Here is a 25,082-nt window from a genome sequence, read left to right on the forward strand (position 1 = left end):
CTTCGGGTCGATCCGCACAGCGAAAACCTGTCCGACTGTCCGACAGGTTTCGGCAAGCCATGGCCGGGTCCCGGTCCATCCGTTCGACCAACGTAGAGCTGTCCGACAGCCGGGAGCCCGGGCGCCATCTGGACGACGGAAGCCTGTCCGACAAGTTTGGAGGCCCGTGGTGAGCGAGGCCTTCCGGCTCATCCGCGCAGCAAGACTTGTCCGACTGTCCGACAGGTTGGGCGAACGGGGGCGGGCCTCGGCGCCACCCGCCGGTAGAAACCTGTCCGACTGTCCGACAGGTTTTGCCTTGTCCGGCGGAAGGGGCCCCCTGGGCTGGTTGAGGGACCTCAGCTGCTCGTCGCACCTGGATGCGGTGCGGCGGTTCGCCGGCCGGCTCCGATGCTTCGCGAGCGCCGTGCCCTACTCCCAGGTGAGGTGCAGCCGTCCGTCGGTGTAGAGGCGGCCCGTGGCCTCCAACTCGGTGGAGCCGTTCTCCACGGAGCGGTGCACGTTCTCGGGCGGCGCCAGCAGCGTGTCCCGTCCCAATGCGAACGCCTGTTCCCGCACCAGCGCCAGGTACGCCTTGTCGAGTTGGAGCGCCCGTTCCCTCGACGGCGTCACCAACCACGCGAGGTCGCGGTCCCCTCCCGGTGCAGCGCGCCGGACCGCTGGCAGGTCCAACACTCCGTTCGGGAAGAAGCGTGTGAGCAACTCTTCATTCGCACGGAACTCATCACCCCCCTGGACGCGCTCGAAGTACGTGGCCGTCTCCGGCGCGGCGTGTCCTGCCTGCGGCACGTCTGGCAGGCCCCGCAGGTCCTGGGTCCGCCAGCCGTCGCGCCCCGGCACCTTGCGCGGGAACGCGAAGGTCTGGTCCACCGTCACGCCCAGGTTCGTGTGGCAGCCCATGCAGTAGACGTGCTCCTCCAACGTCTGGAGCCGCAGCCGCCCCTTCGCGTCCTCGATGAAGCCCTGGAGGCGCCAGCCGAATTCGTTGATCAGCCCCAGCTCTGGCGTGCCTGGAAACGCGGGCAGCCGTCCGCGCACCTTCTTCTCCTGCTCCTCCGCGTAGAAGTTGCGCACGCGGTCGTCCGCCGGCTCTTCGTCCTTGCGCGAATAGCGCAGCTCCTTCATCCGCGTGGACAGCAGCGCGGGCGCATCCGGATCCACGTAGCGCACGGTGTGCAGGAACTCCGTGCCCTTCGGGTACGTGTACCTCCGCACCCGCACGTCCTTCGCGCTCCCCGCGTAATGCGCTGGCAACCCGCGCACGCGCTCCACGCTCGGGGACAGGACGCCGTCACCGTCCAGGTCCATGCCCCCCACGCGCTCGTCCACCGGCTCCACGCGGCGACTCGCGGCCATCACGTCCAGGAGGCTTGGGTCCACCGTCATCGCGGCCTCCAGCACCGCGAGGTTGAAGCGATACACCTCTCGTGACGGCTGCCCGTGCGCATCCTTCCGGAAGGCTTCTGGGAGCCGGACGTAGACATCGTCCGTGCTGCCGTTGGTGGGCCAGAACGTGCCCAGGAACGGCTTGTAGCGCACGGCCCGCCAGCCACTTCCGTCCCTCGCGAAACCCTCCGCGTCGAAGCCCCGCGTCAGGTCCAGGTCCGGGACCCAGCCCTTGTAGCCCCCCGCGCGCCCCAGGAGCGCGGCGCGCAGCGGCGTGTAGTTGTCCTCGCGGATGTACTCGAGCACCTCCGCATCACGGATGGACGCCATCGCGCGCGTCCGGTCCGTGAAGAGGTTCGTCCAGTGGTTCGTCAGCCCCACGTCGCTGAAGGCGTACTCCGCCTGGAGCGAGTCGTCCGCCATCACGTTGTTGCCGACGCCGCCCGTGTGACACGTCCAGCACGGGTTCGAGACCCCGGCCGTCTTCGTGTAACACATGGACGGAACCGGAGCCTCGCGGTTGGCCACATGGCTCCCCGCCGCCAGCGCCTGCGCGAGCGGATCAAACGGCGCCTCCACCTCAGCCGGCGTGCGCAACCGCCACACGCCCGCCGCCGCGGCGAAGGCCCCCAACGTCAGGACGATGAAGACGGGGCCTCGCACCCCATCGAGCACGGATGAACGCATGCGCCAGGCTCCGTCTTCGTGGGCTTACGGCCAGACGCTGAAGCTGTCCTCGCCCGGGTGCTGGACGCTGACGAACAGGCTGGTCATGTCCGCGTTGAACGCCGGGCCCGTGGCCTCCGCGTCGCTCGGCATCGAGAGCACCCGGAACGCCTTGCGGAAGTATGGGCTGTCACGGTGCGCGGGCGCCTGGTCCAGGTAGAAGATGCCGTCCGCGACCTTGTTGACGCCGAAGTTGCCGTCCGTGCCGAACCACACGCCGCCCTCGCGGTCGATGACCAGGTTGTCCGGCTTGGCCGCCGCGAACTCCGGCGCCGCGCTGGTGGCCGCCGCCTCGCCCTTCCACACGCGGAAGAAGTCGAACGTCTTCGAGCCCGCGGGCGCCGCCGGATCCGCCTCACGGATGGCGAAGATGGAGCCCACCTTGTCCACCGCGCGGTTGTCCTGCGCGCCGCGATCCTTCTTCACCCACGCGCCGTCCTTCAGCTCGGCGGTGGCCACCCGGCCCTGCGGGTCCAACGCCGTGGGGTCGCCGTGCTCCGTGAAGGCCACGTAGAGCAGCGGCGTGCCGCTGGGGTCCTTCGGGTTCCACTCCGTGTCCTCGGGGCGGTTGAGCTCCATCACGCCCACCTTGTTCGCCGCCGTCCACAGGAGCTTGCGCACTTGGTCCTCGTTGACGAAGCCGCCCATCGCGTTGTGGTTCACGTCGCGCAGCGCCGCGCCCACCTGGAGCGTCGGCTTGCCGAAGGCCTCGCCGTTCGGGGCCAGGTCCGTGCTGTCCAGGCCCAGTTGGATCCACCGGCCGTGGCCCGGCGCCACATCCGTGGGCACCACCCCGCCCACCAGCGTGTCGCCCGTCGCGTTGTCCAGACCCGCGAAGTGCGCCACGTAGAGCGTGCCCGCGTCCAGCAGCGCGCGGACCTGTGCCTTGGTCATCCCTGGCGTGTACTTGCCCTGCGACACGAACTTGAAGATGCGTCCGCCGCGCCGGTCGTCACCGCCGTAGATGACCACCGGCTGGTTCGCGAGCAGCTTCCAGTCCGCGTCCACCACGAAGGTGGCGTTCTCCCAGTGCGCGCGGCCCATCACGCCCAGCTTGCGGTGGCCCGCGCCCGGCTTCTCCGCGTCCTTGCCGTACCAGAGATCCGCCGGCTGGCCCGGGTCCACCTCCGTCAGGTAGCCGTAGCCGTCCTTCAAGTGCGTGGAGTTCCGGTCCCCGCTGCTGATCATGTCCCCATCCGCCGGAGCCGAGAAATCGGGAGCGAGCGGAGCCCCCGGCGCGAAGCCCGGCGCCGCTGCAATCCAGTCGTTCTTCCCCGTCCACAGCGCGGCCTCCGGATCGCCATAGACGCCCTGGACGTTCTCCTCGCCGACGATGACCGTGCCCCACGGCGTCTGGCCACCGGAGCAGTTGGAGTGCGTGCCCGGCACCACGCCCGCCGCCAGCGGCGCGCCTGAGTCGTCATGCTCCTCGCCGGAGAGCGCCACGCCCACCACCTTCGCCAGGGTGGCGCTGGAGGCGTCGTAGCGCACGTTGGCCGCGTTGCGGTCCACCGCCCAGCCGCCCGTCGCGGGGTCCTGCACCACGCGCATCCAGGTGCCGCCCACCTGCTTCTTCCATTCGCGGTTGTAGGAGACGAGCGCGTCCGCCTGCCACGACGTGCCGTCCAACACCGTGTTGGCGAGCGAGCCCGTGTTGCGCAGGAAGCGCGCGAAGTCCAGGTGCTGACCGATGGGCGCCGTGCCCACGCGCGGCTTCGTGCCGGAGATGTACTCGTGGTTGATCCACATCCAGCCGGCCGACGCCTGCCCGTGGTACTGCGGCGCGCGTCCGTCCCGCGACCAGCCGTCCCCGAAGAAGGCGATGTAGTCCACGTTCGCGCCGAAGCGCGCCCCGCCCTTCGCGAAGGCCAGCGGATCCATCCACTTGATGACCGTGGTCGGGTACAGCCCCGGCACCGAACGCACCGTGTCCGTGGACGCGGACGACAGCGGGAACACCAGCGGCGAGGGCAGCTTCCCCGTGACGACCTGCTCCACGCGCGCCTTCACGTACTCCGCCACGTTGGTCGCGCCCGTGCCCAGGTCCCCCCGGAACGTCACCGCGATGACGGACGACAGCGGCGTGCCGGACTCCACGCCCGGAGCGCGAGCCGTGGCGCCCGGCCCCGGCTGTCCCTGGGTGCCAGGGCCCGGAGAGCCCGGCTCCCCCGCCGGCCCCTGCGCTCCGTCCTGGCCATCCTGCCCATCCTGCCCCTTGGGGCCTTCCGCGCCCGAGGGACCCGGGTCTCCCTCGCAGCCCACCCACGTCGCGGTGCCAAGCAGGAGCATCGCGCCGGTGGCGCGGCCCAACAGACGAGAAGCCATGCGTGCATCCTCCAGAAGGTGGCGCGCGCTGCTTCGAGCCCGCGCGGCGCGCATCCTGCGGAGGTGACGTGGCGCTGCCTTGAGCAGCGCGTCACTTCTTCATCACGGGCGGGCCGGGCGCGCGACAAACGCGCATCACCGGCTCCCGTTGCGTCACGGCGTGATGGGGAGGGTGCTCACGCCCTCGAACTCCGCCGTGCCGCCGCGCACGATGCCGTTCTTCTGGCACCAGCCGCCCGGCACCTCCAGCACGTACTGGCTGGGGATGCCCACCGTGCGGTTCGTCAGCGTGCGCGGCTCCGCGTTCTCGATGATGCCCACGACGCGGCCCTCGGACGTGATGAACAGCATGTCCAGCGGGATGAGCGTGTTGCGCATCCAGAAGCCGCGCACCTCTTCATCCGGGAAGATGAAGAGCATGCCCTGCCCGGCCGGCAGCGACTTGCGCCACATGAGCCCGCGCGTGCGCGACTCGCCCGTGGCGGCGACCTCCACCTCCACGCGGTGCACACCACCGTAGGCATCCTTCAGCCGCACGTGCGCGCGCGGCAGGGTCGGCATCACGTAGTCCTCCGCCGACACGTCCTTGGACTTCGGACGCGCCGGAGCGGGCGCGGCGGTCTTCGGAGGCGCGGCGGGCGCTTCCTGACACGCGCCGCCCACGAAGGCCAGCGCCGCCACCACGAACGTGAGGCGCGCCTGCGTCCTCATGACGGGTGCTGGGGGTGCAGGGGCTTGTTGAGCAGCTTCTCGGTCAGCTCGGAGCCCAGGCTGTCCGACATGAGCCGCTCCACCAGCGTCTCGAAGTCCACGCGCTGGGACTCGCTGCTGTAGATGAAGCGGATGCCCATGCCGGGCTCCTCCGCGTCGGCCTTGGACCAGACGACTTCGCCCAACAACTCGAAGGGTGCCTCGCGGTGCGGCACCGTCAGCTTGAAGAGGAAGCGCGTGCCAATGGGCAGCGGCTTCTTCGTCTTGATGAACGTGCCGCCCTTGCTGATGTTCTTCGTGTAGTCAGCGAAGAACGAATTGAGCTTCTTGTAGTCGACCTTCAGCTCGATGGGCGCACGACCGTGGGTGCGCAGTTCGGATCCGCTCTTCTGTTCGGACATGCGGCCGGGGAGTATAGGGGACGCCATGCGGCAAGTCCTCCCCCGTGCCCGTGCACTGTTGGGCCGTCCAGCCGTCCTGGCCACCGTGCTGCTGCTCGGCGGTGGGGGGTCGGCCCTCGTCCTCCTCCCCCTCTTCGGGGTCCCGGGCTTCGAACTGGGCCTGGCCCTGTCCATCGCCGTGGGCCTGCTCGGAGGTGGGACAGGCATCGCCGCCGCCGCCCAGGAGCGCCGCATCCTCACGGGCGCCGGGGCCCTGCCCGCCCGGGTGGAAGCATCCGCCCTGCCCGGAACCGCCGTGGGCCGCGCCCTGGGCGCCAGCGCCGTCCTGAACCTGGGGGTGCTCATCCCCCCCTTCGTGTGCGCCCTGCTCTTCGCCCGGCTTCGCACCGCGTGCGACCCCTTCGAGCTGGCGGGCTTCTACCCCCTGCTGACCATCCCCTCCGCCCTGGTGGCCTCCGCGGCGGGCGTGCTCCTGGGCTTCGCGACGGCCCGGCCCCGGGGCGCGGCGGGCCTGTACGCCCTGCTCATTCTCGCCTCACTGGCGGTGACGGTGTGGCCCATCGTCTTCGGGCCCCAGGTGTTCGCCTTCAACCTCTTCCTGGGCCACCTGCCCGGCCCCCTCTATGACGAGGCCCTCCAGATGACGGCCGCGCTGGGCTGGTTCCGCCTGGAGACGCTGCTGTGGGTGGGCGTCTTCGCGGGGCTCGCCATCGCGCTCTTGGACGTGCGCACCGGCCGCCTGGCGCTGAAGGGCGCGCGCCTGGGGGGCCTGCTTGGGCTGGTGCTCCCCTGCGCCCTGGGCATCTTCTGGCTGGAGTCCCGCGCGCCACAACTGGGCCTGCGGATGAGCGACGCGTACCTCGCCGAGCAGTTGGGCGGCGTGCGGGAGACGGAGCACTTCGTCCTGCACTACCCGCGCGGCAAGGCACGCCAGGACGTGGACCGCATGGCCCGCGACCTGGAGTTCCGCTTCATGCAGACGTCGGGCTTCCTGGGCGTGGCCCCCACCGAGCGCGTGCGCGTGTGGCTCTACCGCTCCGAGGACGAGAAGCAGCGACTGGTGGGCGCCGGCCGCACCCAGTTCGCCAAGCCCTGGCGCACGGAGCTGCACATCCAGGACAAGCCCTTCCCCCACTCCACGCTGCACCATGAATTGGCGCACGTGATGGCGGGCCCCGCGGGCTCCGGCTTCTTCCGCGTCACCACCCGGCTGGGCGTGTGGCCGCTGATGGGCGTGATTGAAGGGCTCGCGGTGGCCGCGGACGACCCCGTCCAGGGCGAGCTCACCCTGCACCAGTGGGCCGCGGGCATGCGCCGGCAGGGGCTGGCCCCGGACATGCGCGACCTCATGGGGCCCAAGGGCTTCTACCAGTCCGCCCCCGCGCGCGCGTACACCGTGGCGGGTTCGTTCCTGCGCTACCTGGCGGACACCTACGGCGCGGAAAAGCTGCGCGCCGTCTACGCTCATGCGGACTTCAACGAGGCCTACGGCCGGCCCCTGGACGAGCTCGTCACCGAGTGGGAGCGCACCCTGGACGCGCTGCCCCTGGACGCGTCCGCGCTCGCGCGCGCCTTCGCCCGCTTCCGCACCGGCAGCCTCTTCACCCGCGCCTGCGCCCGCGAGGTGGCCCGCCTGTCGGACTCCGCCCGCGAGTCGCTCGCCAGCGACCCGCAGGACGCGCTCGAGCGCTACCAGCGCGCCGCGAAACTCCAGCCGGAGGAGCCGTCCTTCCAGTTGGGCCAGGCCGTGGCCCTGGACGCCCTGGAGCGCGGGCCCGACGCGGCGAAGGTGCTGGCCACGCTCGCGGAGCAGGTGAAGGACCGGCCCGCGCTCGCCGCGGAGGTGGCCCTGGCCCGTGCCGACGTGGCCCTCCACCAGGAGGACGTGGAGGGCTCACGCGCCTTCCTCCAGGCCGCGCTCGCGCTGGACCCGGGGCCGGAGCTCACGCGCACCGCCCAGGTGAAGCTGGCCGCGCTGGAGACGCCGTCGCGCCGAGCGCCCATCGAGGCGTACTTCCGCGCGCCCCAAGAGGAGCTGCGCCTCCTGCTCCTGGACCGCGCCATCCTCGCGGCACCGATGGACCCATGGCTGCACTACCTGCTGGGGCGGCGGCTGCACCAGGTGGGGGCCCCGGCGCTCGCGGGCGAGCAGCTCCAGCGCGCCCTGTCGGACACCACCCTCCCGGAGGCCATCCGCCGGGAGGCCGCGCGGCTGCGGATCGAGGCCGCCTACCTGGCGGGCGACTGCGGCGCCGTGCGGCATGAGGTGGGTGCACTGCCGGACTATGGGGCCGCCTTCCGTGCGGCGGCCTCCGAGTGGCAGGCCCGTTGTGACTTCGAGCAAACGGCCTATCGCGGGCCGCTGGTGCCGCGTCAGGCTTTCCGCTAGACGCGGGCCCCTGCGCAGAGACGATTCACGCATCGACGGAAAGGTGGATGGGGCATGCACTTCGAGAAGACGCAGTACATCCAGGGGACGGTGGACGAGGTGGAGCGTGCGCTCCTCGACGAGCGCTACTTCCCGTACCTCCTCCAGCACCACGGCGTGCTGTTGGAGCTGCAGCCCCAGGAGGTGCGTGTCGACGGTGACCGCGTGCACCGCAAGGTGCGCTACCGCCCCAAGCCCGTCATCTCCTCCGTGGGCCCCAAGAAGGTGTCGCCGGAGTGGTTCGCCTTCATCGAGACGTCCACCTACGACAAGCGCACCAAGCAGCTCACGTTCACCAACACGCCCACGTCCCACACCATCTCCAAGATGCTGGTGAACACGGGCGTGCTGAAGCTGCGCGACCTGGGCAATGGCCAGACGGAGCGCAAGATGGAGGGTGAGCTGGCGCTCAAGGTGCCCTTCCTGCTCAAGCCCGTGGCGATGATTGCCGAGCCGCTCATCAAGACGGAGGGTCTGAAGATCCTCGACGGCGAGCTGCCCGTGCTCAACCGCTTCATCGCTGAAGTCATCCGCGCCAAATAGTCAAAGCGCACGGAGGGCGGCGGGGCCTGGGAATGGGTTGACACAAATGCGGTTGAACCCATAAGGCCCCGCCATGCACAACCGCTTCCTCGCCCTCTGCGCCGTCTTCTTCCTGGCCGCATGCGCCCCGAAGCGCATCCCCGGCACGGAGCTGGAAGACACCGGTGAAACCCGCGCCATCCTCGCCGTGATGGAGAAGTACCGCGCCGCCCTGGAGGCCCGCGACGCGAAGGCCATCCAGGCGATGGTGTCCCCGAAGTTCCGCGACGACGCCGGCACCCCGGATGACCCGGCGGACGACCTCACCGCGGACAACCTCCAGGCCCACCTCCAGGCCCTCTTCCAGAAGCTGCAGAACCCCAAGGTGGACTTCAACGTCCGCCGCGTGGAGTTCCGCGAGGACGACGTCGCGCTCGCCATCTACTACTGGAACGCGTCCTGGCGCATGCCCGGCCTCAACGCCCGGCCCCAGTCGGACTCGGAGCTGGAGCAGATGGTGTTCCAGAAGGTCGACGGCGACTGGAAGATCCTCTCCGGCATCTAGCCGTCACACACCGACAAGCGCCCGCAGCCCGTCCGGGCCCATGCCGTCCAGGGCCCGCGCGCGGGCCAGGTAGGTGCGGAAGTCCTTGGGCGCGAGCTTGTCCGCGCCCAGCGGGGACAGGTGGTAGTCGCGGATGCGGCTGGTGGTGAAGCGCACCGCGCCGTAGAGGGCGTGGCCGTACAGCGCCCGCCTCTCCACGTCCGACAGCGGCCGCGCGTCCTGGTAGCCCCGCAGGAGCGCCTGGCACCGCTCGGGCTGGTAGGCCCCCTCGAAGCACCACGCGTTGAGGGTGATGGCCACGTCCAGCGCGTACGCGTCCACGCAGGCCATCTCGAAGTCGAAGAAGGCGCCCACGCGGTCGCCCAGCCACTTCACGTTGTCCAGGAAGAGGTCCGCGTGGATGACGCCCCGGGGCTCCAGGCCCTGGCGCTCGGCTTCCGCGCGCGCGAGGTAGCGCTCCAGCTCCTCCGCCACCGAGACGAGCTCCGGCTCCGGCCGATGGGACAGGCCGTTGAGCCAGCCCTTCACCAGGCCGGGGCCGTAGGGGTTCGCGCGCGTGCCTCCGAAGGACTGCGTCACGTTGTGCAGCTTGCCCAGCTCAAACCCCAGGCGCTCCAGCACCTCCGGCGTGAGGCGGTCGCGGGTGTACTCCTCTCCGGACAGCCACTTGAAGACGCTGATCCGTCCTCCCTGCAGCTCCAGGAAGGGCGTGGGCCCCGGCGGCACCAGCAGCACGGGCGCGGGGAAGTGCGCGCGGGAGAGGTGATCCAGCAGGGACGCCTCGAAGCGCAGGTCCTCCGGTGAGCGCACCGTCGTGTGGCGCACGAAGACGCGGCCTGAGTCCGTCTCCAGCCGGTGGTTGGTGTTGATGGAGCCCTGCGGAATCGGCGTGATGGAGCGCACCGCCCCCAGGCCCCAGACATCCGCCACGTGGGTGAAGGCCTCGGGGGGAAGTGTCGTGTAGACGGCCATGGCGTGCCTCCGGGGCGTGCCGCCCCCGCGTGCGTGCTGCCCCCACCCGTTGACACCCCAGGGGGCCGGACCTATCTGTCCATGCCCGTCCTACTTCGCATAACTGTCTGAAAATCTTCAATCTTTGCGCGTGAGGCCACCCCCATGGAAACGTCGGGCCGCGGTGACTGGAAGCGTCGCGAGGGACTGGGCAGCGCCCTGGCCCAGGTGGGTGTCGTCGCCGTGCTGCTGGCGGCCGGTGTCGCCTGGTACGTGCACCGGGGACAGGTGCGCCAGGAGGTGGACGCCCACCTGCGCACGGCGCGCTCCGCGGTGCTGAAGGGCAACCCCAGCGACCTGGCCATGGCGCAGCAGAACCTGGAGGCCCTCTTCGCGCTCGCGCCGGACTCGCGCGACGCGCGGGCGCTGGCCGCGGACCTCCAGGCGGAGCTGTGGCTCACCCACCACCAGCCCGGCGCGGAAGCGAAGGCGCGCGAGCAGCTGGAGCGCGCGGAGGCGCTGGGCTCGCGCTCCGGTGAGCGCTACGGCGCCCGGGCCCTGCTGCTCGTGGGCGCGGGACAGACGGCGGAGGCGAACAAGCTCTTGGAGGAGCTCAAGGCCCAGGGCGCCAACAGCCCCCGGCTGACGCTGGCCCAGGCGCGGCTGCTCCAGAAGGAGGGGCGCCTCTCGGAGGCCCGCCAGGCCTTCGCGCGCGCGGCGGAAGGGGCCTGGAAGGATCCACGCTTCTCCGCGGCTTATGGCGAAGCGCTGCTCGACGAGGGCATGTTCCCCCAGGCGGTGGAGGCCTTCGGACGCGCCACCACCGCGAACCCGGACCACCTGCTGTCGCGGGTGACGTCCACCCTGGCGCAGCTGTACGCGGGGCGGCCTCCGGACGGCGCGGCGGCGTTGATTGAAGAGGTGCGCTCGCGCGGCAGGGAGCTGACGCCCGCGCTCCAGGCCCGCGTGGCGGTGGCCCAGGCGGAGGTCGCCCTGGCGAAGGGCGCTCCCGACGAGGCGCTCACCCACGTGGACGCGGCGCTGAAGGCCTGGCCGGAGGACCACTACGCCCTCTTCACCCGAGGCCGTGCGCTCGCGGTGAAGCGCGCCCCGGAGGCCCGCCAGGCCTTCGAGGCGGCGGTGGCGAAGCGGCCCACCGCGCCGCTGCTGACGCTGGAGGGCGCGCGGCTGCTCCAGGCCCAGGGCGACGGTGAGGGCGCGCTGGCCATGCTGGACGCCTACGAGAAGACCTTCCACGCGGTGAAGACGCGGACGGCGGACGGCAAGGAGCTGCCCGCGCTGGACAAGGATGACCGGTACTGGCTCGCGCGCGGCGGCGTGATGGAGGCGGCCGGCCGTCAGGACGACGCGCTCGCGGCCTACGACAAGGCGCTCTCGGCGCGCGGCGTGGGGCTGGCGCGGGCGCAGTACGCCAAGGGCGCGCTGCTGCTCGCGCGCAAGGACTTCGACGGCGCGAAGTCGCTGCTCACCGCCGTGGCCCCGGAGACGGGCGCGGGCAGCATGCCGGAGGCGTACGCGGCGCTGGGCGAGCTGCTCTTCGCCCAGGGCGAGTTCGCCGCCGGGTGCCAGCAGCACTACTTCTCACTCGTGCGCGCCCGCGCCCAGGGCACGCCCGTGGAGCAACTGGCCACGCGCGCCAACGACATCAAGAAGCGCCTGGAGACCAGCGGCCAGCCCGCCATGGCCAAGGCCTGGCTCACGGAGGCAGGGCCGCTCTTCAGCGGCGCCAACGACGCTGGCGCGGTGACGCGCTAGAGCAGCTCCGAGGGGTCCAACCGGCGCTGCGTCGCCTTCACGACGCGCCACTCGCCATCGTCCTCCTTCTCGAAGGTGCCCTCGATGGCGTAGGCGTTGAGGACGCTTTCCCGGGCCAGGTTCTCCAGCTTGTCCGCCTCCGAGCGGCCGAAGATGAAGCGCGCCTGGAAGTCGCCCTGCGTGGGTGACACCTCGTGCACGTCGATGTCGGTGGTGAAGATGCGGACCCACTGGCCCCGCAGCACCTGCGCGGCCAGGATGCCGCGCACGTCCTGCTTGCTCCAGCCTTCCTTCGTCTTGAAGCGCTCGGACACGCCCTCCATCACCGCGCCCACGTCCTTGTCCTCCGCCGCGCTCGTCATCGCGATGATGCGCCGGGTGACGGCGTCCTTCACGCCCGGCTCCTCGCGCGGCCAGAAGAACAGCACCAGCGCCGCGGCGGCCACCGCCGCCATGCCGCTCACCACCCGGGTTCGAGTCAGCACCATCTCAGGCGGCCCCGGTCTCCGGCTCCAGCATCATGTCGTCCGCGTCGATGATCTCCAGCGGGCGCAGCGCCTCGCCAATCTGCTTCAGGCGGCGGTCGGACAGCTGCTCCAGGTACGTGCGGATGTTGGGGAAGGTCTTCACCAGCTCCTGGAAGGCCTCGCGCTTGAGCCACCCCGCCGCCGTCTTGCGCGTCACGGACACCGTGGCCGTGGCCCTCAGGCCCGTGAGGAGTGAAATCTCCCCCGCCACGTCGCCCTCGCGCAGCACGCCCAGCGTCACCATGCCGCCCGCCGGGTCCTCCTTCTGCACCGTCAGCTCGCCGGCCAGCACCAGGAAGAGGCCCTGGGAGTACTCGCCCTCCACCAGGACCTTCTCACCGGGCTGGAGCGCGCGGAAGGTGAAGCGCTGGAAGAACGCGCCCCGCTCCGACTCCGGCAGCTGCTGGAACAGGGGCGAGTTCGCCATCAGGTTGCGCATCATGCGCTGCTGCGCGAAGTCCGCCAGCAACTGCGGCACCGCCGGGTGGCTCTTGGCCACGGCGTTGAGGTGCTCGCGGCGGATTTCGAAGACCTCCGAGTCCGACACCGCCGTCACCGACGCGGTGGGCGGCGCGCCCGTGAGCAGCGCCAGCTCCCCGAAGATGGAGCCGCCGCCCAGGAACCCCAGCGTGCGGTCCTCGCCGTCCGTCTTGCGCGTCACCTCCGCCTTGCCGGCGACGATGACGTGCAGGTGGTCGTCCGGCTCGCCCTCGCGGCTGATGACCTCCTCCGGCTTGATGGTGCGCCACACCATGCGCCCCACCAGGTCGAAGAACGCGTCCCGGTCCAGGTCCGCGAACAGCGGCAGGGGCGGACGGCTCTGCGGATCCGCGGTGCCGCCGGTGTCCGGCGCGGCCAGCACTTCGATGGCGCGGTTGGACAGCTCCTCGCCGACAAGGCCCATCAGGTCCGTGTCCACCTTGCCGTCGTACAGGTGCTCCGGCGGCAGGGGCGGCGGCACCGCGGCGCGGCCCGGGGCGCTGCGCGCGGCGCGCGAGTGCACGCGGTAGAGCGTCTCCTTCAGGCGGCGCTCGTTCGGCGACAGCTCCAGGGCCAGCTTGCACGCGGCCATGGCGCTCAGGAGGTAGTCACGGCGAAGCAGCCCCTCCGCGCACGCGTGGTACGCGGTGACGGCGCGCTCACGCTCCCCCAGCTCCGCCAGACACCGGGACGCCAGCATGCGCGAGCGGTGGTCCGCGGGCACGCGGCGAACGGCCTCCGCGAAGACGGCGAGGGCGCGCTCGAACTGGCGCTCCTCGAACAGGTCCATGCCCAGCTCACGCAACGACGACTCGTTCATCCGGTGTCTCCAGACCGCGCACGACGACAGGTGTGACAGGAATCCATGAAAAGAGGCCGCCCCCCATGGCACGGGCGGCGGCCCCTGACGGAAGGCTTCGCGCTACGAACCGCCGGCCTTCTGCAGCTCGCTCAGCGCCATCTCCGCCTTGCGCTTCACGTCCGCGCCCTCCGCGGAGGCCTCGATGACGATCTTGAACTGCTCCGTCGCCAGGGCGGGGTCGCGGTCGCGCGAGATGTACGCCGACAGGTACAGCTCCTCCACCTTCTTCTGGAGCTCGTCCAGGCCGTCGCGGGCGCGCGAGTCACCCGGGTTGAGGCGCAGCGCCTCGCGGAAGCTGCGGCCCGCCAGCGGGTACTCCTTGCGCTTGAAGGCCGCCTGCCCCGCCGCCACCGACGCGGAGGCCAGTTCGTTGTCCAGCGTGTCGCCCAGCGAGCCCGCGAAGCCGATCTGCCGGTACACCTCCGCCGCGCGGCGCAGCGGCTTCACGGAGGCCTCCAGCGCGTTGTTCTCGTACTTCTTCTGGCCCTCCTCGAAGGCGGAGCGGAACTGGGGGATGAGCTTCTTCAGGTTGCGCGCGCGGGCCTGGATGTCCGCCTCGTTGCGGAACTTGTCCATCACCCGGTCCACCTCCAGCGACGCGCGCTGGAAGTCCCCGCCGTTGAAGCGGCGCTCCACGTCCTGGAAGGCCTCCGCCACGAACTCCGCGCGGCGCTGCTTGGCGTTCTCCGCGGCCACCGCCTGGCGGATGCCGGCCTGCCGCGCGGCCTGCTGCGCCTCCTTGGCCAGCTGGCTCTCCAGGTCCGCCAGCTTCTCCTCGTAGAGCGAGCGCGTGCCCTGCGGCAGCTCCGCGATGAGGGTGCGCGCGTCGTCCGGCCGGCGCTCGTTCAGCGCCGCCTCCACGAGGCTCAGCGTGTACGCCTGCTCCTTGGCGTCCAGCTCCTCCTCCAGCTTCTTGCGCACCTCGTCCGTGCGCGCCGTGCCCTGCGGCGTGCCGGTCAGCTTCTGGCGCGCCTCCGGGTAGCGGTTCTCCGCCATCAGGTCCCGGGTCGCCTGGAAGGCGTCCATGATGTCCTGGAGCTGCTGGGCCGCCTTGGCCACGCCGTCCACGTCGATGCCCACGCGCAGCTTCTCCGCCTCCTGGGCGAAGCGCACCGCGTCCGTGTACTCGCCGTCACGCACCTTGTCGCGCGCCCGCTGCATCAGCTCCTGGGCGCGCGCCTGGTTGGGGTCCACCACCGGCTTGGGCGGCGGCTTGTTCCCGCCGGACAGGGCCAAGCCGGCGATCAGCATCAGGAGGACCAGGCCACCCACCGCCGCGCCCACCTTCATCTTGAAGGTGGGCTTGAAGCCCTCGCGCGCCGACGAGCGCACCGGACGCGGACGGGGCACGCCCGTCTTGCGCGCCTTCTCGTCGCGCATCAGGTCCGCGAGCTTGTAGTTCGCGTTGGTCTTCTCATCCAGGCGGGGGTCCTTCTTCTCCTCCTTCTTTTCCTCCTTCTTCTCCTCCGCCTCGCCGGACTCGGCCTTGGCGCGCATCTCCTTGATGAGCTCGCCCTCGTCCACGAAGCGCAGGCGCGTCTTGCCCACGGAGATTTCGTCCCCGTGCTTCAGGATGCACTCGTCGACCTTCTGGTCGTTCACCTGGGTGCCGGAGATGCCGCCCAGGTCGCGCATCACCACGCCGCTCTCGCCGTAGACGAGCTCCAGGTGGCGCCGGGACACCGTCTGGTCCCCCAGGGCGAAGTCGCAGTCCTTGCTGCGCCCCACCACCATGCGCACGCCCTTGAAGCGCTTCTTGCGCCCCTTGTCCGGGCCGTCCAGCACCAGCATCAGCACCGGGGGGCCGGCGCGCGTCGTCTCGGAGTTGTCCTCCTCCTCGGCGGGCTCCTCCGCCTCCGGACGCACGTCTTCAATGGAGGCCACCCGCGTCTCGCCCGTGCGAGAGCGCACGGGCTCCGCGTCGCCGTACAGCTCCGGGTCCCCTCCCTCCTGGCTGTCGTCCTCGCCGGAGAGCGGCGCGGACCAGTCTTCATCCGGCACGGCGGAGACGCGGCGCGAGCCACCTCCCGCGGGAGCTTTGGGTCGGCGGTCCGCCGTCGCGCCCCCGGCCGAACGGCCGGTGCCCGAACGCGATGACGGTGATGGACGGCGAGGAGGCATGGTGGGTCCAGGTTGAAGCGGCGGACATCTTAGAGCGCCCACCGCACGGTGGGAATGCGCTCCCAGCGTTCCTTTCAGGGAAGACGGGCTCGATCCGGTTCGTTGGCCCGCACGGCGTCCCGTCTCCGATGTAGGTTTCCTCCATTCCCGCTTCCCCAAGAGCCACGAGCCCCTCCATGCCCCGAGCCCTCGCGTCCTCCCGGCGCGCCCGTCCCGCCCAGCTCGCCCCCCCAGCCGCGAGGCGGACGGCCGCCTCCCCGCTCCTGCCCCCCGGTCTGCTGGAACGTCTGCTGGCGGAAGCCATGGGCAAGGGCGCGGATTTCGCGGAGGTGTACGTGGAGCGCACGTCCACCACCGCCGTGGTGCTGGAGGAGCAGCGCATCCGCAGCGCGCAGGTGGGCCTGGTCCAGGGCGTGGGCGTGCGGGTCATCGCCGGGGCCAAGGTGGGCTACGCCTACTCCGACGACTGGGACGAGGCCGCGCTCGTGCGCGCCGCGCGCACCGCCGCGATGATTGCCCAGGGCGGAGGCTCCGAGCGCGCCTTCCCCGTCAAGCGCGTGCCGGTGCCCAGCCACTATCGGGTCGGTCAGCCGCTGGAGGACGTGGCGGTGGCGCGCAAGACGGCGCTCCTCACCCGCGCGGACACGGCGGCCCGCGCCTTCGACTCGCGCATCCAGCAGGTGAACGCGTCCTACGTGGATCAGACGCGCCGGATCGCCGTGGCCAACACCACCGGCCGCTTCAGCGAGGACACCCAGGACCAATCCCGCATGAGCGTGCACGTGGTGGCGCTGGGCAAGAACGGCGAGCGGAGAACCGGCATGTACGGCAGCGGCGGCCGGGTGTCCTTCAGCTACTGGGACGGCGTGACGCCGGAGTCCGTGGCGGAGGAGGCCGCGCGCCAGGCCATCGCCACGCTGGGCGCGGTGGACTGCGTGGCGGGGCCGCAGACGGTGGTGCTGGCGCCGGGCTGGAGCGGCATCCTCCTGCATGAGGCGGTGGGCCACGGCCTGGAGGCGGACTTCATCCGCAAGGGCACGTCGCTGTTCGCGGGCAAGCTGGGGGAGAAGGTGGCCTCCGACCTGGTGACCGTCATCGACGACGGCACGGTGTCCAGCGCGCGCGGCTCCATCAACATCGACGACGAGGGCGTCCCGGGCGAGCGCAAGGTCCTCATCGAGAACGGCGTCCTCAAGGGCTACCTCTATGATCAGCTCAACGCGAAGCTGATGAACCAGCGCTCCACGGGCAGTGGCCGGCGGGAGTCGTTCAAGAGCCTGCCCCTGCCGCGCATGACGAACACCTTCCTGGCGCCCGGGGACCACGCGCCGGAGGACATCCTCAAGGAGGTGAAGCGCGGGCTGTACTGCGCCACCTTCGGCGGAGGCCAGGTGGACATCAGCAACGGCAACTTCGTCTTCGAGGTCAGCGAGGCCTACCAGATTGAAGACGGGAAGCTGGGACGCCCGGTGAAGAACGCCATCCTGATTGGCGTGGGGCCGGAGGCGCTGAAGAACATCAGCCGCGTGGGCTGCGACCCGATGCCGGACCCCGGCATGGGCGTCTGCGTGAAGGACGGGCAGATGATGCCCGTGGGGGTGGGCCTGCCCACCGTGCGCATCGACAACGTCACCGTGGGCGGAACGAAGGTCGGCTGAGGACAACCGTGAACTACGAACAGCTCGCGAAGAAGGTCGTCCAGCGCGCCGTGAAGAAGGGCGCGAAGCAGGCGGAGGCGTACCTGGAGGTGGGCCGCCAGAGCAGCGTGCGCGTCCGCGAAGGGCAGATTGAAGACCTCACGGAGGCCACCAGCAAGGGCCTGGGCCTCCGGGTCATCGTGAAGGACCGGCTGGGCTTCGCGTACACGTCCGACTTCACGCCCGCGGGGCTGGAGCGCGTGGCGGACCTGGCCGTGCAGTTGGCGGAGGCCGCCGCGCCCAACAAGCTCAACGGCCTGCCCGGCGCGAAGGACCTGGGCAAGCGCGGCGACACAGGCATCCTCTTCGACCCCAAGGTCGCGAACCTCCCCGGGGACTGGAAGATCAACGCGGCCCTGGAAGCGGAGCGCGCGGGCCGGGCGCAGGACACGCGCGTCGTCACGTTCGACTCCGTGTCCGCGGGCGACTTCGTGGCGGAGGTGTACCTCGCGTCCAGCGAGGGCGCGTCCGGCGGCTACTCCGGCACGTACGTGTACCTGGTCGCGGTGCCGGTGGCGTCGCAGGACGGGCAGCTCCAGACGGGCTACTGGCTGGACTACAAGCGCTTCCTGGACGACCTGGAGTCCCCGGAGTCCATCGGCCGCGAGGCCACGAAGCGCGCCGTGCGCATGCTGGGCGCGAAGCCGGTGAAGACGCAGCAGGTGCCGGTGGTGTTCGACCCGCTGGTGGCCGCGAGCTTCGTGGGCAACCTGTCCCAGGCCGCCAACGGCAACGCCGTGTACCAGCAGTCCAGCGTGCTCGCGCCCCACCTGGGCAAGCGGCTCGCGGGCAAGCACGTCACGCTGGTGGATGACGGCCTCTTGCCCCGGGGCCTGGCCACCGCGCCCTTCGATGGCGAGGGCGTCCCCACCCGCCGCACGCCCATCCTGGATGAGGGCGTGCTGTCCGGCTTCCTCTACGACGCCTTCACCGCGCGCAAGGCGAAGGCGCGCACCACGGGCAACGCGTCGCGCGGCTACAGCGCGCTGCCGGGCATCGGCACCACCAACCTCTACCTGGAGAAGGGCACGAAGACGCCGGAGGAGCTGATCCGCGAGGTGCCCCAGGGCCTCTACGTCACCGCCCTGTTGGGCCACGGCGCGGATCCGGTGTCCGGGGACATGTCCTGCGGGGCCAACGGCCTTTGGATTGAGAACGGTGAGCTGACCCACCCGGTGCAGGAGGTGACGGTCGCGGGCCACCTCCTCCAGATGTTGAAGGACGTGGACGCGGTGGGCAGCGACCTCCAGTTCCGGGGCGGCAGCGTGGGCGCGCCCACTGTCCGCTTCCGACAGCTCACCGTGTCGGGCGCGTAGCCAGCGCCACGCGGTCGCCTACGCTCGCGGACCTCATTTCCACCGGCACGAGGTGAAGTCCGCATGGCCGCGAAGTCCGCCCGCAAGTCCGCCCCCGCGAAGTCGAAGTCGGCCACGCCGCGCAAGCCGCGGCGCAAGAAGGCCGAACCGAAGTCGCGGGGCCTGAGCGCGGCGGAAGTCGCGAGCGAGGCCGTGGCCTTCCCCGACGCCCTCCTCCAGGCCGTGCGCGAGGACGGAGGCGAGGTGCTGTCCGTCTACCGCGATCCGCTGGGCGGACACCCCGTCGTCTTCGCCGTGCTCCCCATCGACAAGGTGGAGCCCACTCCCTACCAGCGCGACCTGTCCGAGCCCCACGTCAAACGGCTCGCCACCGCCATGGAGCGCCTGGACCGCTTCCTGGACCCGGTCATCGCGGTGCGCATGGAGGGCCGCTACTGGACGCCCAACGGCAACCACCGCCTCAACGCCAGCAAGCTGCTGGGCGCGAAGTCCATCGTCGCGCTGCTGCTGCCGGACGAGGACGTGGCCTATCAAATCCTCGCCCTCAACACGGAGAAGGCCCACAACCTCAAGGAGCGCTCGCTGGAGGTCATCCGCATGGCGCGGGGCCTCGTCGGCGCGAACCGCCCGGGCAAGGAGTCCGCCTTCGCCCACCTCTTCGAGGAGCCCTCCTTCCTCACCATGGGCGCCGCCTACGAGAAGCGCCCCCGCTTCTCCGCGGGCGCCTACCACCCCTTCGTGAAGGTGGTGGACGGCTTCCAGGACGTGCCGCTGGAACAGGCCCTGGCCGTGCGCGACGCCCAGGCGGACACGCTGCTGGAGCTGGACGACGCGGTGGTCGCCATCGTCAACGCCCTCAAGGAGCGCGGCCTCCAGAGCCCGTACCTCAAGAACTTCGTCGTCGCCCGGCTCAACTTCCTGCGCTTCCGCAAGGACGGCCCGCCTCCCACCTTCGACTCCACCGTCAGCCGCATGCTGGCCAGCGCCCGGCGCTTCAACGTGGACAAGGTGAAACGCGAGGACATTGGCCGCATGGGTGGCGGCCCCATGGAGCCGGACGAGGAGCAGGCCTGAGAAGTCCAGGCCTGACGGGAATGGGGATTGCAGGGCCGTGTTGAGAGAGGCCCCGTACCCCCATGACATCTCCCACGGTCCTGGTCGTCGACGACGACCGCGCCAACCTCGATTCGGTCGCCCGCATCTTCCAGCGGGAAGGCTTCGCCACGTTGTCCGCCGCGCAGGGCACGGAGGCGCTGGAGCTGCTCCGGCGCCCGGAAGTCAGCGTCATGGTCACCGACCTGATGATGCCCGGCATGGACGGCCAGGAGCTGCTCAAGGCCAGCCGCGCCATCCGCCCGGACGTGGAGGTGGTGCTGATGACCGCCTACGGCACGGTGGAGACGGCCGTGGCCGCCATGAAGGACGGCGCCTACGACTTCATCACCAAGCCCCTCAAGCGCCACGCCCTGGTGAAGGCCGTGCAGAAGGCGCTGGAGAAGCAGGCGCTCGTCCAGGAGAACACCTCCCTCAAGGCGAAGCTCGCGGAGATCAACCCCGCGGGCGGGCGCGCCATGGTGGGCCAGTCCCCCGCCTTCCGCGCCATGCTGGACACCATCCGCCAGGCGGCGCCCTCCACCGCGACGGTGCTCCTGTTGGGCGAATCCGGCACCGGCAAGGAGCTGGCCGCGCGCGCGCTGCATGAGCACTCCGCCCGGGCGAAGCAGCCCTTCATCGCGGTCAACTGCGGCGCCATCCCGGAGAGCATCCTGGAGGCGGAACTCTTCGGCGTGGAGCGCGGCGCGTACACCGGCGCCGTCACCCGCCGCGAGGGCCGCTTCGAGCGCGCCAACGGCGGCACCCTCTTCCTGGACGAGGTGGGCGAGATGCCCCTCTCCGCGCAGGTGAAGCTCCTGCGCGTGCTCCAGGAGGGCGAGCTGGAGCGGCTGGGCGGCACGCAGACGGTGAAGGTGGACGTGCGGCTGGTCGCCGCCACCAACAAGGACCTGCAGAAGGAGGTCGCCGAGGGGCGCTTCCGCGAGGACCTCTACTACCGCCTGCACGTGGTGGAGATCCGCGTGCCCGCGCTCGCGTCGCGCCGCGAGGACATCCCGCTGCTGGCGGAGGCCTTCCTGCGCCGCTTCTCCGCGAAGAACGGCAAGGTGCTGCGCGGCTTCTCCCCGGACGCCCTGGGCGTGCTGGAGAACTACGCGTGGCCGGGCAACGTGCGTGAGTTGGAGCACGCCGTGGAGCGCGCCGTGGTGCTGGTCCGCACGGACGTGCTGGAGGCCAGCGACCTGCCGGAGTCCGTGCGCAAGGGCCCCCTTGGCTCCGCCGGCCAGCTGGTCATCCCCATCGGGACGCCCATGGAGGAGATCGAAAGGCGCGTCATCCACGAGACCCTGCGCCACACCCGCGGGGACAAGACGCTCGCCGCCCGCTTGCTGGGCATCGCCGCGCGCACCATCTACCGCAAGCTCGAGCGTGAGCAGGGCGGCCCGGACGCCCCCGCGGCCCCCCCCTCCCCCCCCACCGGCGCGGACTGACAGGCCGTCACACCGGCCCCCGCCTGCTTTTGACAATTTGTCCCGACGTCCTGTCCCGGCCGCTCCCCTGGCCGGGGCCCCGTCCTATTCCGAAATAATTTCAAGGACTTGGCCGTAAGAGCTGGGTTTGACGCCCGCCCAACGATGGCACCTGCCTTGCTCAAGGTCCCAGCTGGGGCTGGCTTTCTCCCGGAAGCGTGATGGAACTCTTCTTTCGCAAGTACTTCTGGAGCGTGAACCTGTTGTTCATCCTGCTCGTCGCCCTGCTGGCGGCGCGCACGGTGAACCTGTTCGTCGAATCCTCCATCTCCCCCGCGCCCGCGTCCGAGGCTCCCGCCCGCGTCGCGCAGCGCACCCACGCCGCGGACAGCGGCCTCGCCACCATCGACGCGGAGCGCCTGTCGCGGCTCACCGGCGTGAAGCTCCCCGCGGAAGAGGTCGCGGTGAAGGAGCCCACGGCGCCGGAGTTCGACGCCAACGCCCCGCCGGCCAAGAGCGGCCTGCGCGTGAAGCTGCTGGGCACGCTCGTCGCGGCCAACCCCGACTGGTCCTTCGCGTCCATCCAGGACATGAACACGCAGCGTTCGCAGACCTACATGATCGGCAACAACCTGATGGGCGCCACCGTCATGGAGATCGAACGCGAGCGCGTGATCATCAACAACAACGGCCGCCGCGAGTTCATCGACGGGCAGCCCGGTGACGGCGCCGTCGCCGCCTACACGCCTCCCCCCGCCACGCCCGCCGCCACGCCGACGAACAGCCTGGGCAACGGCATCAAGTCCACGGGTGAGAACGAGTACGAGGTCCCCAAGGCCGAGATCGACAAGACGTTGAGCAACCTCAACGACGTGGCGATGCAGGCGCGCATCGTGCCGGCCTTCAAGGACGGCCAGGCGGTGGGCTTCAAGCTGTTCTCCATCCGTCCGGACAGCATCTATTCGAAGATCGGCGTCCAGAACGGTGACGTCATCCGCCGCATCAACGGCTTCGACATGAACAGCCCTGAGAAGGCGCTGGAGATCTACTCGAAGCTGAAGGACTCCTCCCGCATCGAGATCGAGATCGAGCGCAACGGCGCGCCGATCCGCAAATCCTACAACGTCCGTTAAACACCCCCGTCAAAGCGCCCGCTCCTCCATGAAGACGACGCTCCCGTCCTGGATGCTCTGCCTGTGCCTCGCGCTCTCCGTTCCCGCGTGGGCCCAGCGCCGTCCTACACAGCCCGCCAACCCGACCCCCACTCGCGAGGCCCCGGGTGACCGTGACCGGACCATCACCCCGCAGAACGGCAGCGCCGCGCCCGCCGAGAACCAGGGCCCCCGCCAGGTGCCCACGTGCGAGCAGGCCCGTCGCAACGCGCGCTACGGCATCTACTTCGACAAGGTGGACATCGAGAAGCTCGTCCAGACCGTGTCGGACGCCACCTGCCGCACGTTCATCCTCCCGGAGAACGTGCGCGGGAAGATCTCCATCATCGGTCCGGAGAACGGCCGCGTGGAGGTGGACGCGGACTCCTTCTACTCCGCGTTCCTCGCCGCGCTCGACGCGAACGGCCTGGCCGTCTACCCGTACGGCCGCTTCCTGAAGATCGTCGACAAGCGCTCGGCGAAGCAGAACCCCATCCCGACCATCGTGGACGAGGACACCCCGTACACGACGAACGAGCAGATGGTCACCAAGCTGTTCAAGATCAAGTACGTGGAGGTGGAGCCGCTGCGCGGCGTCCTCCAGCAGCTCGTGTCCAAGGACGGCGACACCATCCCGTACCCGCCGGACACCATCATCGTCAACGACGTGGGCTCCAACATCCACCGCCTGGAGCGCCTCATCAACCAGTTGGACAGCCGCTCCTCCAGCGACGAGATGCGCATCATCCAGGTGCAGTACGCCACCGCGCAGGACGTGGCCAACACCATCCAGAAGCTCTTTGAAGCCAAGGCCGGCGCGGGCGGCCGCGGTGGCCAGCGCCCCGGCAACTTCACCCAGGGCCAGCCCGGCCAGCCTCCTCCGGGCGCCGAGGGCGTCTCCGGCACGGAGACGGGCGGCGCCGTGACGCTGTCGCAGATCATCCCGGACGAGCGCACCAACAAGCTCATCGTCGTGGCCAGCCCCGCCGCCTTCGGCCGCATCCAGGACCTGGTGCGGGAGATCGACATCCCGTCCGGCAGCGGCAACAAGATCAACGTCTACCCGCTGGAGAACGCCAACTCCGAGGAGCTGGCCAGCACGCTCCAGTCGCTCGCGCAGGGCACCGCCAACCGCCCCCAGCGCGGCCCCATCCCGGCCCAGCCGCAGGGCCTGCCGCGCGCGCCCGCCCAGGCCGCGGAGCTGTTCAGCGGCGAGGTGAAGATCTCCGCGGACAAGGGCACCAACTCGCTGGTCATCGTCGCCAGCCAGGCGGACTACAAGAACATCGTCCAGATCATCCAGCAGCTGGATCAGCCGCGCCGCCAGGTGTTCGTGGAGGCGGTGATCATGGAAGTGAACCTGGACCGCAACAGCGAGTTCGGCATCAACTTCCACCAGGGCTTCAGCCTCAAGACGGATGACGGCGCCATCCCCGGCATCCTCGGCACCAACTACTCCGGCGGCTCCATCCCGCCGTCCTTCTCGCTGGCGAACCTGGCCAGCATGGGCGGCTTCCTCGCCGGCATCCAGGGCCCCGTCCTGCCGGAGCTCAAGAACCTGGGCATCGACATCCCGGCCTTCGGCGTGGTGCTCAACGCCATGCAGCAGTCCTCCGACGTGAACGTGCTGTCCACGCCGCACCTGCTCACCAGCGACAACGAGGAGGCTGAAATCACGGTGGGCCAGAACGTGCCCTTCCAGTCCGGCTTCACCCCGTCCGCGCTGGGCAGCTCGCTCACGGGCACGGGCACCGGCACCAACGGCGTGCAGGCGTCGCTCCTGGGTTCGCTGGGCGGCCTGGGTTCGCTGTACGCGCCCATCACCCGCCAGAACGTGGAGCTCAAGCTCACCGTCAAGCCGCAGATCAACGAGAGCGACTACATCCGCCTGGTCATCACCGAGCAGACGGAGGAGATCGCCTCCACGGACCCCGTCCTGGGCCCCACCACGTCGAAGCGCAGCGCGAAGACGACGGTCATCGCCAAGGACATGGAGACCGTGGTGATTGGCGGCATCATGCAGGACCGCACGCTGGAGTCCGTCTCCAAGGTCCCGGTGCTGGGTGACATCCCCCTGCTGGGCCACCTGTTCCGCGACACCACGCGCCGCAAGACGAAGACGAACCTGCTGCTCTTCCTGACGCCCTACATCATCCGCGGCCAGGAGGACTTCCGCCGCATCTTCGAGCGCAAGATGAAGGAGCGGCAGCAGTTCGTGGAGCAGTTCTACGGCCAGGTCCCCGGCTACGACGTCGCGGTGGACTTCAGCCGCAAGCCTGGCCCCCTGTCGCGCATGAACCAGTCCGTCATCAAGGAAGAGCAGCGGGTGGAGAATGGCGGCAGCGGCACGCCCAACGAGCGGGTCATCCGCCCGAACGGCGCCCAGGCCCCCGGCGGCTCGCCCTCTCCGTCCCCCGCGCGGCCGAGCGGGGAAGCGCCTGCTCCGCAGGAAGGTACCGCACCCGCCCCCGAGGGCGACCAGGCGCCGCGAAATTTCGAGGCGCCTCCGGAGGGTTCGGAGAGATCAGTCCCCGCGCCACAGCCCGAGGTGATCGCGCCCAGCCCGGACGCGGACGCTGAGCGGCTGCGCATCCAGCCGGGAGACGGGGAGTAAC

General features: G+C 70.4%; 18 protein-coding genes. 10 read left to right on the plus strand and 8 right to left on the minus strand.

The genetic code is table 11. The features are described from left to right. Nucleotides 1-411: 411 nt before the first annotated feature. The 4 genes from ACX114_RS27740 to ACX114_RS27755 all read right to left on the minus strand — a co-directional run bounded on the left by ACX114_RS27740 (nucleotide 412) and on the right by ACX114_RS27755 (nucleotide 5,549). A complete protein-coding gene (locus tag ACX114_RS27740; RefSeq protein ID WP_459289393.1) occupies nucleotides 412-2,073 on the minus strand; it encodes a hypothetical protein in 1,662 nt (553 codons plus the stop codon). Between the two features lie 24 nt (nucleotides 2,074-2,097). Continuing rightward, a complete protein-coding gene (locus tag ACX114_RS27745; RefSeq protein ID WP_459289395.1) occupies nucleotides 2,098-4,437 on the minus strand; it encodes a PhoX family protein in 2,340 nt (779 codons plus the stop codon). Nucleotides 4,438-4,590: 153 nt separating this feature from the next. Next, nucleotides 4,591-5,148 carry a DUF192 domain-containing protein gene (locus ACX114_RS27750; RefSeq protein ID WP_459289397.1) on the minus strand — a complete coding sequence of 186 codons (558 nt, stop codon included), beginning with the start codon at nucleotides 5,146-5,148 and terminating at the stop codon, nucleotides 4,591-4,593. Then, entirely contained in the window at nucleotides 5,145-5,549 is a 405-nt protein-coding gene (locus ACX114_RS27755) for a TIGR02266 family protein (RefSeq protein ID WP_120528360.1), read from the minus strand. Before ACX114_RS27755 ends, ACX114_RS27750 begins: the two co-directional genes overlap by 4 nt. 25 nt (nucleotides 5,550-5,574) lie before the next feature. Between ACX114_RS27755 and ACX114_RS27760 the strand changes: the two genes are divergently transcribed. From ACX114_RS27760 to ACX114_RS27770, 3 genes are all read left to right on the plus strand, one after another. Further along, the gene (locus ACX114_RS27760) at nucleotides 5,575-7,938 is read left to right on the plus strand and encodes a hypothetical protein (protein ID WP_459289399.1); all 2,364 of its coding nucleotides are present in this window, start codon (nucleotides 5,575-5,577) and stop codon (nucleotides 7,936-7,938) included. Nucleotides 7,939-7,992: 54 nt separating this feature from the next. Next, the gene (locus ACX114_RS27765; protein WP_223742697.1) at nucleotides 7,993-8,520 is read left to right on the plus strand and encodes a hypothetical protein; all 528 of its coding nucleotides are present in this window, start codon (nucleotides 7,993-7,995) and stop codon (nucleotides 8,518-8,520) included. A gap of 73 nt (nucleotides 8,521-8,593) precedes the next feature. Then, on the plus strand, nucleotides 8,594-9,064 hold the full coding sequence (locus ACX114_RS27770) for a nuclear transport factor 2 family protein (protein ID WP_459289401.1): 471 nt from the start codon (nucleotides 8,594-8,596) through the stop codon (nucleotides 9,062-9,064). A gap of 3 nt (nucleotides 9,065-9,067) precedes the next feature. Here ACX114_RS27770 and ACX114_RS27775 read toward each other — a convergent pair whose 3' ends face one another. Further along, the gene (locus ACX114_RS27775) at nucleotides 9,068-10,036 is read right to left on the minus strand and encodes a homoserine kinase (protein WP_459289403.1); all 969 of its coding nucleotides are present in this window, start codon (nucleotides 10,034-10,036) and stop codon (nucleotides 9,068-9,070) included. A gap of 144 nt (nucleotides 10,037-10,180) precedes the next feature. On the opposite strand from ACX114_RS27775, the gene ACX114_RS27780 reads away from it, so the two are divergent. Continuing rightward, on the plus strand, nucleotides 10,181-11,791 hold the full coding sequence (locus tag ACX114_RS27780; protein ID WP_459289405.1) for a tetratricopeptide repeat protein: 1,611 nt from the start codon (nucleotides 10,181-10,183) through the stop codon (nucleotides 11,789-11,791). Here ACX114_RS27780 and ACX114_RS27785 read toward each other — a convergent pair. From ACX114_RS27785 to ACX114_RS27795, 3 genes are all read right to left on the minus strand, one after another. Then, nucleotides 11,788-12,279, minus strand: coding sequence for a hypothetical protein (locus ACX114_RS27785; RefSeq protein WP_459289407.1), 492 nt, complete (start codon nucleotides 12,277-12,279; stop codon nucleotides 11,788-11,790). The two genes, ACX114_RS27780 and ACX114_RS27785, sit on opposite strands and share 4 nt — an antisense overlap. Nucleotide 12,280: 1 nt before the next feature. Continuing rightward, entirely contained in the window at nucleotides 12,281-13,618 is a 1,338-nt protein-coding gene (locus ACX114_RS27790) for a cyclic nucleotide-binding domain-containing protein (protein WP_014398358.1), read from the minus strand. A gap of 102 nt (nucleotides 13,619-13,720) precedes the next feature. Then, nucleotides 13,721-15,661, minus strand: a complete 1,941-nt coding sequence (locus tag ACX114_RS27795) for an FHA domain-containing protein (protein WP_459289410.1) — start codon at nucleotides 15,659-15,661, stop codon at nucleotides 13,721-13,723. Between the two features lie 296 nt (nucleotides 15,662-15,957). Between ACX114_RS27795 and ACX114_RS27800 the strand changes: the two genes are divergently transcribed. The 6 genes from ACX114_RS27800 (at nucleotide 15,958) to gspD (ending at nucleotide 25,081) form a co-directional block, all read left to right on the plus strand. Continuing rightward, entirely contained in the window at nucleotides 15,958-17,439 is a 1,482-nt protein-coding gene (locus ACX114_RS27800) for a TldD/PmbA family protein (RefSeq protein WP_459289412.1), read from the plus strand. Nucleotides 17,440-17,447: 8 nt separating this feature from the next. Next, entirely contained in the window at nucleotides 17,448-18,794 is a 1,347-nt protein-coding gene (locus ACX114_RS27805; protein WP_459289414.1) for a TldD/PmbA family protein, read from the plus strand. Nucleotides 18,795-18,857: 63 nt separating this feature from the next. Continuing rightward, nucleotides 18,858-19,868 (plus strand): chromosome partitioning protein ParB, encoded by a 1,011-nt coding sequence (locus ACX114_RS27810; RefSeq protein ID WP_459289416.1) that lies wholly within the window; start codon nucleotides 18,858-18,860, stop codon nucleotides 19,866-19,868. Nucleotides 19,869-19,930: 62 nt separating this feature from the next. Further along, nucleotides 19,931-21,337, plus strand: a complete 1,407-nt coding sequence (locus ACX114_RS27815; protein WP_459289418.1) for a sigma-54-dependent transcriptional regulator — start codon at nucleotides 19,931-19,933, stop codon at nucleotides 21,335-21,337. Between the two features lie 200 nt (nucleotides 21,338-21,537). Next, on the plus strand, nucleotides 21,538-22,449 hold the full coding sequence (gene gspC, locus ACX114_RS27820; RefSeq protein WP_459289420.1) for a type II secretion system protein GspC: 912 nt from the start codon (nucleotides 21,538-21,540) through the stop codon (nucleotides 22,447-22,449). Nucleotides 22,450-22,477: 28 nt separating this feature from the next. Continuing rightward, nucleotides 22,478-25,081 (plus strand): type II secretion system secretin GspD, encoded by a 2,604-nt coding sequence (gene gspD, locus ACX114_RS27825; protein WP_459289422.1) that lies wholly within the window; start codon nucleotides 22,478-22,480, stop codon nucleotides 25,079-25,081. Nucleotide 25,082: the final 1 nt, after the last annotated feature.

Source organism: Corallococcus sp. M7 (assembly GCF_054512695.1).

Excerpts from the sequence above, each read along its gene's own strand:
- ACX114_RS27740 (WP_459289393.1), bottom strand. The coding sequence starts at position 2,073 with ATGCGTTCATCCGTGCTCGATGGGGTGCGAGGCCCCGTCTTCATCGTC.
- ACX114_RS27745 (WP_459289395.1), bottom strand. The coding sequence starts at position 4,437 with ATGGCTTCTCGTCTGTTGGGCCGCGCCACCGGCGCGATGCTCCTGCTT.
- ACX114_RS27750 (WP_459289397.1), bottom strand. The coding sequence starts at position 5,148 with ATGAGGACGCAGGCGCGCCTCACGTTCGTGGTGGCGGCGCTGGCCTTC.
- ACX114_RS27755 (WP_120528360.1), bottom strand. The coding sequence starts at position 5,549 with ATGTCCGAACAGAAGAGCGGATCCGAACTGCGCACCCACGGTCGTGCG.
- ACX114_RS27760 (WP_459289399.1), top strand. The coding sequence starts at position 5,575 with ATGCGGCAAGTCCTCCCCCGTGCCCGTGCACTGTTGGGCCGTCCAGCC.
- ACX114_RS27765 (WP_223742697.1), top strand. The coding sequence starts at position 7,993 with ATGCACTTCGAGAAGACGCAGTACATCCAGGGGACGGTGGACGAGGTG.
- ACX114_RS27770 (WP_459289401.1), top strand. The coding sequence starts at position 8,594 with ATGCACAACCGCTTCCTCGCCCTCTGCGCCGTCTTCTTCCTGGCCGCA.
- ACX114_RS27775 (WP_459289403.1), bottom strand. The coding sequence starts at position 10,036 with ATGGCCGTCTACACGACACTTCCCCCCGAGGCCTTCACCCACGTGGCG.
- ACX114_RS27780 (WP_459289405.1), top strand. The coding sequence starts at position 10,181 with ATGGAAACGTCGGGCCGCGGTGACTGGAAGCGTCGCGAGGGACTGGGC.
- ACX114_RS27785 (WP_459289407.1), bottom strand. The coding sequence starts at position 12,279 with ATGGTGCTGACTCGAACCCGGGTGGTGAGCGGCATGGCGGCGGTGGCC.
- ACX114_RS27790 (WP_014398358.1), bottom strand. The coding sequence starts at position 13,618 with ATGAACGAGTCGTCGTTGCGTGAGCTGGGCATGGACCTGTTCGAGGAG.
- ACX114_RS27800 (WP_459289412.1), top strand. The coding sequence starts at position 15,958 with ATGCCCCGAGCCCTCGCGTCCTCCCGGCGCGCCCGTCCCGCCCAGCTC.
- ACX114_RS27810 (WP_459289416.1), top strand. The coding sequence starts at position 18,858 with ATGGCCGCGAAGTCCGCCCGCAAGTCCGCCCCCGCGAAGTCGAAGTCG.
- ACX114_RS27815 (WP_459289418.1), top strand. The coding sequence starts at position 19,931 with ATGACATCTCCCACGGTCCTGGTCGTCGACGACGACCGCGCCAACCTC.
- gspC (WP_459289420.1), top strand. The coding sequence starts at position 21,538 with ATGGAACTCTTCTTTCGCAAGTACTTCTGGAGCGTGAACCTGTTGTTC.
- gspD (WP_459289422.1), top strand. The coding sequence starts at position 22,478 with ATGAAGACGACGCTCCCGTCCTGGATGCTCTGCCTGTGCCTCGCGCTC.